Here is a 13,003-nt window from a genome sequence, read left to right on the forward strand (position 1 = left end):
CTTTATAAGTAGCCTTCCCTGATTCAATCAAACCTATCAGCTGCTGTGGATATTATATATGAGCACATATTCATATATTGAATTATCTTTATTATATGAGGAGTTCTGATCAGCTGTCAATCATTTATAAGCAAATGTTTGGTTTTTTTATGCCCAATCCTGCCACATGGATTTTCAATAATCCAAGCTCATGTCCCCCGCTCCCCGCATAACATAAAAACGATCGTTTGACCTCTGACAGAAAAAGTGCAGCTTTTCTCTTTACAAAAGAAGGACATACACTTAGAATGAAATAAAAGTTTCCCTAAGGAAACAAATTAGCATTAGAGAATCATTTCATCCTTTAGTCAAAATTATTTAATGTATGCATATATCTTTAGGAAGTGCAATGATGATTGAAAGGGGCCGCAAGACATGCCAAATGCTTTAACAATCGACCGTCTTCATGTCTCATATCACGGGCAGGATGCATTAGAGAACATCTCTCTTTCCATACAGGAAGGAACGATGACAGGAATCATAGGTCCAAATGGTGCCGGTAAATCGACTTTACTCAAGGCATGTTTGGATTTAATTGAAAAAGACCAAGGGGATATTCGCTTTTTTGAACAGCCCTTTAAACAAGTCAGAAAACAGATCGCCTATGTACCACAGAGAAATGATCTAGACTGGACGTTTCCTATTCATGTGCTGGATACCGTGCTACTTGGAACATATCCGAAGCTTGGCCTGATGAAACGTCCGAAAAAAGAAGACAGGGCATATGCGTACCACTGTTTAGAAAAGGTCGGCATGCAGGACTTTGCCAAAAGACAGATTGGTGAGTTATCCGGCGGTCAGCAGCAGCGTGTCTTCCTTGCAAGAGCACTTGCGCAAAACGCACAGCTCTTCTGTTTGGATGAACCGTTTGTTGGGATTGATATGGCAAGTGAAGAAACGATGGTTCGCATTTTGCAAGAATTACGGGATGAAGGAAAAACCATTTTGGTTGTCCATCATGATTTAAGTAAAGCCGATGATTACTTCAGCCATCTCGTTCTGTTAAATAAAAAACTCATCAAAGCTGGACCTGTACACGACATCCTTCGCCCAGAGGTCATGCTGGAGGCATATGAAACGCAGCTACCATTCTTAAAAACAGCAGGAGGAGACGTGTAATGGAATTTTTAACCGGACTCTTTGAATATGCGTTTTTACAAAAAGCGTTATTTACATCCGTCATGGTAGGCATTATTTGCGGGGTCATTGGCTGCTTTATCATTTTACGGGGCATGGCCCTGATGGGAGACGCCATTTCGCATGCAGTGCTGCCAGGTGTCGCCATCTCTTATATGCTGGGAATTAACTTTTTCTTCGGGGCCGTTTTAACTGGAGTGTTAACAGCAATTGGGATCGGATACGTGAGTCAAAACAGCCGCATTAAAAATGACTCTGCCATCGGCATTGTCTTCACCGCCTTTTTCTCAATCGGAATCATTTTAATCACATTTTTGAAAAGTTCCAGTGATTTATATCATATCTTGTTTGGAAACGTCCTAGCTGTTCGGTCATCTGATATGTGGATTACACTTGGCATCGGCATTTTTATCCTGCTGGCTGTTATCGTTTTCTACAAAGAACTGCTCATTAGTTCATTTGATCCGGTCATTTCTTCGGTTTACGGTTTACCGAATCGAATGATCCATTATTTTCTCATGACCTTGTTGACCCTTGTGACCGTTGCGTCACTGCAAACTGTTGGGATTATTCTTGTCGTTGCCATGCTTATTACGCCGGCAGCCACTGCTTATCTCTTAACAGACCGGCTATGGATCATGATTTATTTATCTGCTTTTTTCGGTGCAGTTTCTGCCGTCGTGGGACTTGGGCTTAGTTTTACGTATAACTTGTCGTCTGGCGCTTCTATCGTGCTGGTCGCGACCATTTTATTCGGGAGTGCCTTTATCTTTTCACCAAAGCAAGGAATTCTATGGAGATCATTAAAATCTAAACGAAAACGAACGCAGCTAAAAAAGGAAGCGTCTATGTAAAAGGAGGACATATATGAAGAAGGTATTTGCAATCCGTTTGATCGCAGTATTCATTGCCCTTATGATCATCGCAGGCTGTTCTACTAAGCAAAATAATTCCGGCAAAGTTGACGGCACATTAAAAGTCGTCACGACCTACTCCATTCTTTATGACATTGTGAAGGAAGTAGGCGGAGAGCACGTCTCTATTCACAGCATTGTTCCCATTGGTACAGACCCACATGAATTCGACCCACTGCCAAAGGATGTTCAGCATACAACGGATGCAGACCTTGTTCTATATAATGGCTTAAACCTTGAGACAGGAAACGGCTGGTTTCAAAAGCTGCTCGAATCGAGTGGCAAGGACGGGGATGATGCACCTGTAGCCGAATTAAGTAAAGGCGTCAAAGTAAAGCATTTATCTTCAAAAGGACTCGAAAGCCAGCAGGACCCCCACGCCTGGCTGAATGTCGAAAATGGGATTCTTTATGCTCAAAATGCCCGGGATGCGCTTATTGAAGCGGACCCTGAGCATCAAGAGGATTACGAAAAAAATACAGAAGCCTATATCAAAAAGCTTCAAGCGCTTCACGATGAAGCAAAAGACAAGTTTGATCAGCTGCCAAAAGACAAAAAGCTCCTTGTGACAAGTGAGGGAGCCTTCAAGTATTTTGCAGATGCCTATGGACTGAAAGCAGGCTACATTTGGGAGATCAACACAGAAAGTGAAGGAACACCTGGACAAATGAAGCGCATCATTCATTTTGTCAAAGATCATCAAGTTCCTGCGCTCTTTCTTGAAACAAGTGTCGATCAACGCAGCCTTGAAAGCTTATCTGAGGAAACCGGGGTTCCGATTAAAGGAAAAGTATTCACTGACTCTATTGGAAAGAAAGGTGAAGACGGAGACAGCTACTATAAGATGATGAAATGGAATATTGACACCATTTACAAAGGGCTTTCATCATGAGAAAAGACAGGCGGAGTGATTCTGCCTGTCTTAGATTGTTGACAAAGGGCTAAAATGATGTTTATTTTAGCCCTTTGTCTTCTTTTCAGCGTGATAGAAAACCTTTGCAGTCTAGGAAGGACAGCTACTTTTGCGGAACGAATTTGACATTCGTGAGCACCAGCGCGCAGGACTGACAACGAATGCGAGGGTTTGTCTTCACGCTGAGACAGGCGGAATGAATCCGCCTGTCTTTTTTGTTAGCTGGCTATATTTTGCGGGTGTTTTTTCGGCCAAATGACATAGCTAATGCTAATGACGAAATCAATGGCTAAGACCATCCCCCACACACCGGCGAGCTGCATCAGTGATTCCGTTCGTTCTGGTGCTTGTATGAGATAGGATAAACCAAATAGCAGACCAGCTCCGATGACATAAGAGACGAAATGCCGCGTCCAGCTGACCATTTCATACACTGACCGTTCCTTCCCGTACTTAGGTCTTCCCTTCGGCTTAGGGCCTCCTGCAAATCGATAAGCAAACCGAGCATCTGCCCATTTCACCATTTGATGTCCAAAGGCGAGACTCACCCCAATATAAACAGCCGCAAGCCCGTGGATGACACTCGCCACAGCCCCTTGCCTTAAATCCATATAAGTAGCCGCAAGAAGGATTAGATCCAAAATCGGCGTACAGACCAGAAAGAAGGCGCCCCACTTTTTCTGTCTAAACACATAACGCAGTGTTAAACCCACCAGAATAAACAGCCAAAAACCAATTTCACATGCCACAATCAATAACCCGACCAATATTCCCCACATCCTTTTTAACACAATTGTATTAAATAAAAAATAACACAACTGTGTTAAAAAAACAATAGCTGTGCTAAAATCAATGTATGCCAAAAATCGTCGATCACCATAAACAAAAACAAAAAGTCGCTCAAGCTGCAATGAGAGTGATTAAACAGGATGGATTGGAAAACGCTTCTGTACGAAAAGTTGCGGTAGAAGCTGGTATTTCAGCGGGCTCTATGCGTCATTATTTTTCCACACAGCAAGAGTTATTTCTTTTCTCTATGACATTGATTCAGGAAAGAGTCAAAGAGCGTATGACAGGACTTCAGCTTAATGGTTCAACGGAAGAAAATGTCCTCACGTTATTGGAGCAGGTTCTTCCACTTGATGAAGAACGAAGATTTGAAATGGAGGTGTGGCAGGCTTTTATAGTCAAGTCGCTGACTGAACCAGATTTACAGCCGCTCAATGCAAAGATGTATGACGAGCTTCTCCAAACGACCCAATTTTGTTTAATGAAATTAAAAGAGGATGGGCTTTTGCTTGATCATATCGATCTTTTAGTCGAAACTGAGCGGCTTTATGCGGTCATCAACGGGCTTGCATTGAATGGAATCTTGCAGCCTCATCGTTTACCGCCTGAGCTCATACGCTCCGTGCTGCAGATGCACCTGCAATCCATCACCAAAAAAGACATGTCTCCCTCATGAGGGAGCATGTCTTTTTTAATCTTCCATAAAAATACGTTTTGCTTCGTAGTAGAGCACCTGCACAAATTTCTTCACATTGATACGAGTATGTTCTTCTCTACCGCTCGTCTCTTTTGTTAATTCACTCATTTTCTTTCGCACGATGGTGAAATCAAAGAATTTAGATGCGTAATTTTCAAACGTTGGATGAGAAAAATCAGTTAACCCAAGTGATGCGATGTGTTTCAAAGATTGGTTGATCGCACGTCTTACCCGCTGTTCCGCTGCCTTCGCTTCTCTTGCAATGTCAGCCGATGTGTAAGGCTCATTTAATTTTTCCTCGGTGACACCCGTGAAAATGACCTTTAAAGAAGGAAATGAATCATGATGTTCGGTATGCAGCGCTACATACTGATCTGTGAAGAGAATCATATCTAATAAATCTTTAGATCCCTTTTCACCCACAATCCCAAGCTCTGCCAGCAAGAACTGACCTGCCTCTGCAAGACTTTTCCCCCGCTGCTTCGTTTTCGTCTGACCGCGCTGCTGAAACTGCATGACGGATTTGAGTGAGTGCTGAATGTTTTCAATTGAATGCTCTAAATGAAGACGTTCAATCATGAGATGGAGCACACTTAAGACCTCTACACGATTGATTGGCTTTGTCACATAATACTCAACACCAAGCGTATACGCCTGGCCGATTAATTCCTTTGTTTCTACCTGCGACAGCATTAAGTATTTCCCATGAAACTCATCCTTAATGGCTCGAATCGTTTCAAGACCGTCTCTTTCCGGCATCAATAGATCAATACATAAGATATCAATGTGCAAATCATTTAAGTAGCTTGCCGTTAACTCTGCGCCATCCTCTGCTTCCCCTGCGACAATGCCAAGCTCTTCATCTTCAATGAGCTGAGCCAGTGAAGAACGCACGGCTTCATCATCATCAACAATAAAAAATCTCATCTCCCAATCCCCTCTTTTCTACTGACTTGATCCACTGGTATCGTTAACGTGAAAATCGTTTGTTTATTTGGGATACTCTTCATCTCAACACTTCCGCCAAGCTTCTCCGCTGTATCCTTCACATAGGAAAGCCCGATACCGCTTGATGGATTCCCAGCCTGGTCGTATTTTAAAGTAAAACCGGGTTTAAAAATAACATGATGATTACGCTCTTTAATGCCAGGCCCGTTGTCACTGATTTGAAAGATCACCTGGTTCTCTTTCTGTGAAATAGAGAGTGACACCTCTCCATCCACTGGAATGGCTTCGACAGCATTGGAAACAATATTATTTAACAAAGATAGAATGGTATACACGTGATAGACGGGATGCTGCCCATCTTCATCATAATGAAAGACAATGTTTTTTTTAAGAGATTCTGCGTAATTTTCATGAATACGAATCACGAGCCCAGCAATATGCGCAGGACTTGCATAAGCCTGAAAATTTTCTTCATGAATCAGCTTTGATAATGCAGAAAAAATCCGCTGGTTATCCTTTTTGATCTCATGTACCTCTCCTGCAATTTGCAGGGCTGTTTTTCCGAGCTTTTTCAAATCCAATGATTCTGTATCCTTTGCGTGGTGCAGGGATTGATACAATTGATAGGATGTCGCTGTAATGTGCTCAGCATGTGCAAGTGTTTTATGAAAGTATGTAGATTCCGTATAAAGGTTAGACAGGAGCATGAGCAGATGTTCCTTTTCCTTTTTCATCTGACGCTCTCTCGCCTGCTCTTCATATAATCGAATCATTGTATAACAAGCCAACACGAAAAAGCTTCTGAAAATCGCTAAAACAAAAAGTTGAAACAGCGTCCGCATCGTTAAAATTTCATCGATGGTGCCACGAAGTGCAATCATCTCAACAACGCTCGCACACAGTTCCATGATGATGCCTGTCGCACCAATCAGCCAAGGCTGATCGCGGAAACGTCTGACCTGTAATAAATAAAAGAGCGTGCCATAGACGACATAATAAAGAAGGGAAGGAAATCTTAATGAAACCGCCTCTTCCAGCGGAAGATGACCTGTGACGGCTGTATCAAGAAGCACGCGAAACGCAAAAACAGATACCCCTGCAATAATACCGCTTGCCCATGCCGGGAATTTTTTCATTTGAAGCAGGATAAAGAAAAAGACAACGGTTCCAAAACTGACCCGAAAGCTGTCCTCAAATGGATAAAATTTGAACTCTCCGCCAATCGGTGTCAGTACAATGAGCATCACAATTAAATAAGGCTCTGTATTCAGCCATTTTTTCAGTAGATTCAAACGCAGTCACATCCCTAATAATTGACGATAGTATACTATGTGAGCTTGAGAAAAACAAACATCCATGAAAAAGCGCACACCGGAACTTTGTCGGTGTGCGCTTCTCATGATGCCGCTTAATCTTCTAAACGATCCTTTTCTAAAAGTGATGCGCCAGCAATACCTGGTTTGGTCATTTCAAAAGGATTCAAGATGACGTCAAGCTCTTCTTCTGTTAACACATCATTTTGCAGACAAAGCTCACGTACAGATGCGCCTGTAAGAATCGCTTCTCTTGCAATTCGTGCAGCAGCTTCATAACCAATATGCGGATTCACCGCTGTCATGACACCAGCACTTTTTTCTACATATTCTTTTAATCTCGTTTCATCTGCTTTTAGATCACGCAAGCAGTTGTCCATGAAGGACTCAAACACATTTTTCATCATGCTGAGAGATTGTAGTAAGTTGAATATTAAAACTGGTTCCATAACGTTCAGTTCAAGCTGACCAGCCTCTGATGCAAGACAGATCGTATGATCATTTCCGATGACTTGGAATGCCACTTGGTTCATGACCTCAGGCATCACTGGGTTGACTTTCCCTGGCATGATGGATGAACCTGGCTGTCTCGGCGGCAGGTGAAGCTCACCAAAACCTGCTCTTGGCCCTGAAGCCATCAAACGAATATCGTTCGCCATTTTGGACATATTCATCATACATACTTTAAGTGCAGCAGATACTTCTGTATAAGCATCCGTATTTTGCGTGGCATCGACTAAGTCTTCAGCTCCAACTAACGGTAATCCGCTAATGTCAGATAGATAGCCTACCACCTGACGAATATATTTAGGATCAGCATTCAATCCAGTTCCGACTGCTGTTGCTCCCATATTGACTTCATATAAATGCTGTCTAGACTGCTTGATACGTTTAATATCACGAGCAAGAACCTTTGCATAAGCACTAAACTCCTGACCAAGTCTGATTGGAACAGCGTCCTGAAGATGCGTACGTCCCATTTTGATCACATGATCGAATTCCTGCGCTTTTTCCGTCATGACTTGATGCATGTTTTCCATCGTATAAAGTAGTTTTTCAATCATATTCAATGTTGAAATATGAATCGCTGTTGGGAAAACGTCGTTTGTTGACTGCGACATGTTCACATGCGTGTTTGGACTTAGCTCAGTATAAGCGCCTTTTTCCTTTCCTAGTAGTTCAAGCGCTCTATTTGCAATGACTTCATTGGCATTCATATTCATTGAAGTGCCAGCCCCGCCTTGAATTGGATCGACAATAAATTGATTGTTCCATTTTCCTTCAATAACCTCATCTGCGGCTTGAACAATTTTTTCTCCAAGACCAGAATATAGTCGTTGTGTATCCATATTTGCAAGTGCGGCTGCCTTTTTGACAATCCCTAATGCTTTGATGAGTTCCTCATGAACATGGTAGCCAGTAATTGGAAAGTTCTCTACTGCACGTAATGTTTGAATTCCATAATACGCTTGAGTGTCTACTTCCTTTTCACCTAGAAAGTCTCGTTCGATTCGAACTTGCTTGTCCTGTAGCTTCGTCATTTGAAAAGATCTCCTTTTACGCTGCTTTTGTTTGTTGTTTTAATTCCTCAATATACTTCTTCGATTTCTCTTGATCAAAAACTTTTTCCCACTTAGACATGACAATGGCGGCAAGTGAGTTACCAAATACGTTAACAGTTGTACGAACCATGTCAAGTATACGGTCGATCCCAACGATGAAGGCAAGTCCTTCAAGCGGCAGTCCCATTGCACCAAGTGTTGTGATGACAACAACGATTGATGCACCTGGTACACCAGCCATTCCTTTAGATGTCAGCATCAAGATTAATAGTAACGTAATTTGCTCATAGATGGAAAGCGGCATGCCGTACATTTGTGCAACAAATATGGCGGCAATGGATTGATAGATGGCACTTCCATCTAGGTTAAAGGTGTAGCCTGTTGGGATAACGAACGACGTGATCGCTTTCGGGCAGCCGAACTTCTCCATTTTATCCATAAGTCTAGGCAGTACAGCTTCTGAACTTGCTGTTGAGAATGCAAGAATGATTTCTTCTTTTAGCACTCTAAATAGTGTAAAGACGCTTGTTCCAGCTAATTTTGCGATAATGCCAAGTACGACAATAACGAAGAATGCCATTGTACCGTAAACGACAAGTACCAGTTTACCTAGCGGGAGAAGCGCTCCGACCCCGAATTTGATCACCGTCACACTGATGAGCGCGAATACACCAAATGGTGCAAACTTCATCACTTTATTGGTCACCCAGAACATGGCTTCGAGTATACCCTCAAAGAATCCTAATACTGGTTTCCCTTTGTCTCCTACTGCGGCAATTCCTAATCCGAATAAGACTGTAAAGAAGATCGTTGGTAATAGATCACCTTCTGCAATGGATTGGAAAACGTTTGTTGGCACTAGATGCACAATGGTTTCAGAGAAACTCGCTTTTTCGGAAGAAGCTTTCGATGTCTCTTCATATTTAGAGATATCGCCTTTTTCCATGTTGCTCATGTCAATTCCTGTACCAGGATGGAAGACGTTTGCTGCAAGCAGTCCCACTGCTAATGCAATCGTTGTCACAATTTCGAAGTAAAGAATGGTTTTTCCGCCGAGTCTTCCGATGGTTTTCATATCCCCTACACCAGCTACTGCTACAATCAACGCAGCAATAACAATTGGAAGAACGATCATTTTAATTAAATGGATGAATATATCGCCAATCGGCGTTAACACATTAATAACGGTTTCATTTTGATAAAACAGCGCTCCCACGATAACACCCAGAACAAGTGCAATGAGTATTTGAGAAGCTAACCCTAACTTTTTCATACGTGAACCCCCTTTTTTTGATAACGCTTTCTTTGTTGCTTAATCGCATCTTAACGATGAACCTACAAAAAACGACAAAAAGGAACAAAAAGAAGTGAATTTTTTATGAAAAATCTTTTAAAAGGTGGGTTTTTCCACAAAATTGTTAAAAAAAGACTTCGCTTTTGGCGAAGTCTCAATGATCTTGCATATGTTCACTTGGCGGTTCTTGCTTTGGATAAAATTCATCATACATAGCATATCCAATAAGAACAAGAGCAACATAGAACAATGCACTAATCGTCCAAATCCATTTGACATTCAGCTTCATTGTGCCACTCCCTCTCTAACTGGTTTCAATCGCTGCAATCTGAGCGCATTCAATACAACCGACACGGAGCTAAAGGCCATTGCTGCTCCTGCAAGCCATGGCGCAAGAAGTCCAAATGCAGCTATCGGTATCCCAATACAGTTATAAGCAAGCGCCCAAAATAGATTTTGCTTGATGTTTCTCATCGTTTTTTTACTAAATTCAAGCGCATCTGCAATGGCATGGAGGTCTCCTGTCATGAGCGTGATATCTGCTGCTTCCATGGCAACATCTGTCCCTGTTCCAACTGCCATCCCAATATTCGCTGTCGCAAGAGCCGGGGCATCATTGATGCCATCTCCGACCATGGCGACTTTCTTTCCTTGTTCCTGAAGCGCCGCAATGTGAGCAGCCTTTTCCTCAGGCAGGACTTCCGCAATGACATGATCAATGCCCGCCTGTTTCGCAATCGCCTCTGCCGTCAGCTTGTTATCACCTGTCATCATCACAACGTGAATCCCTTGCTCTTTCAGACGCTTGATAGCTTGAGGTGAGGATGATTTGATCGTATCTGCCACTGCGACAATGCCGGCGACTTCGCCGTCAATAGCGACAAGCATAGCCGTTTTCCCTTGCTGCTCCAGTAGTGTGACGGATGCTTCGACTTGATCATATGGGATATGATATTTCTGTAATAGCTTACGCGTTCCAATCAAAAGCTTGTGTCCTGCGGCCTTTGCTTCAATTCCATGGCCTGGGTCTGCTTGGAAGGCTTCGATCTCGACCGCTTCAAGACCTTGTTCCTTCATTCCGTCTGTGATCGCTCTGGCAAGCGGGTGTTCCGACTGCTGTTCTGCCGATCCTGCTAGCTGAAGCAGCGTATCTTCTGTCCAATTGTCAGATACCATCACATCTGTCAGACTCGGCTCCCCTTTTGTCACAGTCCCTGTTTTATCTAAAACCACCGTGTCAAGTGATTGGGTCACTTCTAAATGCTCCCCGCCTTTAAACAAAATGCCTGATTCAGCTGCACGGCCGCTTCCAGCCATTATAGAGGTTGGTGTGGCAAGACCAAGTGCACAAGGACACGCAATGACAATGACCGCTATAAAGGTTTCAAGTGCTGAAGTCACATTCCCTGGATCAACAAAGAAAAACCATATCAGGAACGTGAGCACAGCAATTCCTACAACGATAGGAACAAATATCCCTGATATTTGATCTGCCATTCTTTGAATCGGTGCTTTTGAGCCCTGTGCTTGTTCTACGACTCGGATAATCTGTGAAAGGGCGGTCTCTTTCCCAACCTTTGTCGCTTTCACTTTCACAAACCCATTTTTATTGATGGTTGCCCCGATGACCGCATCACCAGCCGTTTTATCAACAGGCAGACTTTCTCCCGTAATCATGGACTCATCAATTGCGGTTGTTCCCTCCACGATCTCTCCATCTACCGGCACTTTTTCCCCCGGTTTGACAAACACAAGATCATTCACTTTTACTTCGGAAATAGGCACGGTCATCTCTTTTCCATCTCGCTCGATGACCGCTTCTTTCGCTTGTAGGCCCATCAGCTTTTGAATCGCTTCTGATGATCTCCCTTTTGCTCTTGCTTCCATTAATTTTCCGAGCACGATCAACGTAATAAGCACAGCACTTGTTTCATAATAGAGGGCTGCCTCATGTGTGCCTTGAACCGCTGACTGAATGCTTTCGTATAAACTATAGAAAAACGCAGCTGATGTCCCAAGTGCGACAAGAACATCCATGTTGGCACTTTTATTACGTAAAGCTTTATATGCTCCTACATAGAAGGGCCAGCCGACAATGAACTGAACCGGCGCTGCTAAAGCCAGCTGAACCCATGGATTCATGAACGCTTCTGGCAGCCAAATAAAAGACGTGAAGGAAAAATGGCTGACCATTGCCCAAAGAAGCGGCAGTGACAAGATCATTGAAAATAAAAAGCGTGCCGTCTGCTTCTCTATTGCTGCTTGGCGATGATCTTTCTTTCCTTCCTCTGCTTCATCTGCAGCTGGTTCAATTAAAGAATATCCAATGGACTGAACCGCATCCTTTATATCACTTGTAGACGTTTGGCCAGGATGATACGTGACCTGAAGGGTCTCAAGTGCAAAGTTCACAGATCCGTGATCAACACCGTCCAGCCGGTTAATTTTTTTCTCGATTCGGTTGGCACACGCTGCACACGTCATTCCCTCTATATCAAATTCTGCTTGCTCCATCACCACATTGTAGCCAAGGGATTGAATTTTTTGCTTCAGATCATCTGGTGTTAGTTGTTCTGTTTCATACACAATATGAGATGTTTCCAGCGCCAAATTCACATTGGCATCATCCACACCTTCCAGCTTGTTCAAACCCTTTTCAATGCGTCCTGCACAGGCAGCACAGGTCATCCCCGTAATATGAAAATCAATTTCCTTTTTCATTCATCTCACCTCTTCACATACTCCATGGGGGTATCTTTTTTTGAAAAAAATACGCGCTGTCACATGCAGCACGTATATCATTTATACGACATCATATCCCTGTTCTTCAATCACATCAGAGATTCGGTGTAACGTGACTTGATCAGGATGAAAAGAAACCTCCACCTGTCCCTTGTCTAAATGGACTTTCACAGATTCAACACCTGCTAATTCTCCTACATTTCCCTCGACTGCTTTCACGCAATGTCCGCAAGACATGCCCTGCACTTGAAGTGTTGCTTGTTCCACTTCTCATCGCCTCCATCAATCATTTTCTACACCTTACTATACCCTAGTAGGGTATCAATGTAAACATATAAATGCTACGATTTTGTGAGCTTATGAAAGACGTTCATTAACTCTTCAATGGCTTCATCCCCATTGCCGCTCTTAATAGCATCCGCTACGCAGTGATGTGTATGCTTTTCCATCAAATGAAGACTGACTTTTTTCAAAGCTGCATTGACAGCGGAGATTTGATTGACAACATCTATACAGTAACGATCGTTTTCAATCATTTGCTGAATCCCGCGCACTTGTCCTTCCACTCGTTTCAACCGATTGATCAATTGATCTTTATCCTTCTCGGCTCTAGGCGAAGCCATATGTCTTTCTTCATGTTCTGTCATGTGATCAC

At 43.0% G+C, this 13,003-nt stretch carries 13 protein-coding genes; 4 read left to right on the forward strand and 9 right to left on the reverse strand.

Going from position 1 to position 13,003, the window contains the following annotated elements; genetic code table 11:
* The first annotated feature begins 414 nt into the window (after positions 1–414).
* Genes C6Y02_RS01320 through C6Y02_RS01330 form a run of 3 tightly spaced genes read left to right on the forward strand, consistent with a single transcriptional unit; the run spans position 415 to position 2,982 of the window.
* The gene (locus C6Y02_RS01320; RefSeq protein ID WP_106030495.1) at positions 415–1,158 is read left to right on the forward strand and encodes a metal ABC transporter ATP-binding protein; all 744 of its coding nucleotides are present in this window, start codon (positions 415–417) and stop codon (positions 1,156–1,158) included.
* On the forward strand, positions 1,158–2,030 hold the full coding sequence (locus C6Y02_RS01325) for a metal ABC transporter permease (protein WP_007500236.1): 873 nt from the start codon (positions 1,158–1,160) through the stop codon (positions 2,028–2,030). The genes C6Y02_RS01320 and C6Y02_RS01325 overlap by 1 nt, the downstream gene beginning before the upstream one ends.
* Before the next feature lie 13 nt (positions 2,031–2,043).
* Entirely contained in the window at positions 2,044–2,982 is a 939-nt protein-coding gene (locus C6Y02_RS01330) for a metal ABC transporter substrate-binding protein (protein WP_106030496.1), read from the forward strand.
* A 239-nt stretch (positions 2,983–3,221) separates the two neighbouring features.
* On the opposite strand, the gene C6Y02_RS01335 is transcribed toward C6Y02_RS01330, so the two are convergent.
* Positions 3,222–3,770: a hypothetical protein gene (locus C6Y02_RS01335; RefSeq protein WP_034659988.1), complete on the reverse strand. Its 549-nt coding sequence runs from the start codon at positions 3,768–3,770 to the stop codon at positions 3,222–3,224.
* Between the two features lie 89 nt (positions 3,771–3,859).
* Here C6Y02_RS01335 and C6Y02_RS01340 point away from each other — a divergent pair, with 89 nt between their 5' ends.
* Positions 3,860–4,468: a TetR/AcrR family transcriptional regulator gene (locus C6Y02_RS01340; RefSeq protein ID WP_106030497.1), complete on the forward strand. Its 609-nt coding sequence runs from the start codon at positions 3,860–3,862 to the stop codon at positions 4,466–4,468.
* A gap of 15 nt (positions 4,469–4,483) precedes the next feature.
* Here the strand turns inward: C6Y02_RS01340 and C6Y02_RS01345 are convergent, their stop codons facing one another.
* The 8 genes from C6Y02_RS01345 to C6Y02_RS01380 form a co-directional block, all read right to left on the reverse strand.
* Positions 4,484–5,416, reverse strand: coding sequence for a response regulator (locus C6Y02_RS01345; RefSeq protein ID WP_106030498.1), 933 nt, complete (start codon positions 5,414–5,416; stop codon positions 4,484–4,486).
* On the reverse strand, positions 5,413–6,729 hold the full coding sequence (locus C6Y02_RS01350; protein WP_106030499.1) for a sensor histidine kinase: 1,317 nt from the start codon (positions 6,727–6,729) through the stop codon (positions 5,413–5,415). Before C6Y02_RS01350 ends, C6Y02_RS01345 begins: the two co-directional genes overlap by 4 nt.
* Positions 6,730–6,845: 116 nt before the next feature.
* Positions 6,846–8,291 carry an aspartate ammonia-lyase gene (aspA, locus tag C6Y02_RS01355; protein WP_034659994.1) on the reverse strand — a complete coding sequence of 482 codons (1,446 nt, stop codon included), beginning with the start codon at positions 8,289–8,291 and terminating at the stop codon, positions 6,846–6,848.
* Positions 8,292–8,307: 16 nt separating this feature from the next.
* Positions 8,308–9,585 (reverse strand): cation:dicarboxylate symporter family transporter, encoded by a 1,278-nt coding sequence (locus C6Y02_RS01360; protein WP_003213370.1) that lies wholly within the window; start codon positions 9,583–9,585, stop codon positions 8,308–8,310.
* A gap of 175 nt (positions 9,586–9,760) precedes the next feature.
* Positions 9,761–9,895: a hypothetical protein gene (locus C6Y02_RS19585; protein WP_262417031.1), complete on the reverse strand. Its 135-nt coding sequence runs from the start codon at positions 9,893–9,895 to the stop codon at positions 9,761–9,763.
* The gene (locus tag C6Y02_RS01370; RefSeq protein ID WP_106030500.1) at positions 9,892–12,327 is read right to left on the reverse strand and encodes a heavy metal translocating P-type ATPase; all 2,436 of its coding nucleotides are present in this window, start codon (positions 12,325–12,327) and stop codon (positions 9,892–9,894) included. The genes C6Y02_RS19585 and C6Y02_RS01370 overlap by 4 nt, the downstream gene beginning before the upstream one ends.
* 81 nt (positions 12,328–12,408) lie before the next feature.
* On the reverse strand, positions 12,409–12,615 hold the full coding sequence (gene copZ, locus C6Y02_RS01375) for a copper chaperone CopZ (protein ID WP_024423475.1): 207 nt from the start codon (positions 12,613–12,615) through the stop codon (positions 12,409–12,411).
* 74 nt (positions 12,616–12,689) lie between these two features.
* Entirely contained in the window at positions 12,690–12,995 is a 306-nt protein-coding gene (locus tag C6Y02_RS01380; RefSeq protein WP_060597306.1) for a metal-sensing transcriptional repressor, read from the reverse strand.
* Positions 12,996–13,003: the final 8 nt, after the last annotated feature.

Source organism: Bacillus sp. NMCC4, assembly GCF_002998555.1.
In the GTDB taxonomy this organism is placed as follows: Bacteria; Bacillota; Bacilli; order Bacillales; family Bacillaceae; genus Bacillus.

What these genes read in the sequence shown, in the direction of transcription:
- C6Y02_RS19585 (WP_262417031.1), bottom strand. Translation starts at nt 9,895, where the DNA reads ATGAAGCTGAATGTCAAATGGATTTGGACGATTAGTGCATTGTTCTAT.
- C6Y02_RS01360 (WP_003213370.1), bottom strand. Translation starts at nt 9,585, where the DNA reads ATGAAAAAGTTAGGGTTAGCTTCTCAAATACTCATTGCACTTGTTCTG.
- aspA (WP_034659994.1), bottom strand. Translation starts at nt 8,291, where the DNA reads ATGACGAAGCTACAGGACAAGCAAGTTCGAATCGAACGAGACTTTCTA.
- C6Y02_RS01325 (WP_007500236.1), top strand. Translation starts at nt 1,158, where the DNA reads ATGGAATTTTTAACCGGACTCTTTGAATATGCGTTTTTACAAAAAGCG.
- C6Y02_RS01370 (WP_106030500.1), bottom strand. Translation starts at nt 12,327, where the DNA reads ATGAAAAAGGAAATTGATTTTCATATTACGGGGATGACCTGTGCTGCC.
- C6Y02_RS01380 (WP_060597306.1), bottom strand. Translation starts at nt 12,995, where the DNA reads ATGACAGAACATGAAGAAAGACATATGGCTTCGCCTAGAGCCGAGAAG.
- C6Y02_RS01345 (WP_106030498.1), bottom strand. Translation starts at nt 5,416, where the DNA reads ATGAGATTTTTTATTGTTGATGATGATGAAGCCGTGCGTTCTTCACTG.
- C6Y02_RS01340 (WP_106030497.1), top strand. Translation starts at nt 3,860, where the DNA reads ATGCCAAAAATCGTCGATCACCATAAACAAAAACAAAAAGTCGCTCAA.
- C6Y02_RS01320 (WP_106030495.1), top strand. Translation starts at nt 415, where the DNA reads ATGCCAAATGCTTTAACAATCGACCGTCTTCATGTCTCATATCACGGG.
- C6Y02_RS01330 (WP_106030496.1), top strand. Translation starts at nt 2,044, where the DNA reads ATGAAGAAGGTATTTGCAATCCGTTTGATCGCAGTATTCATTGCCCTT.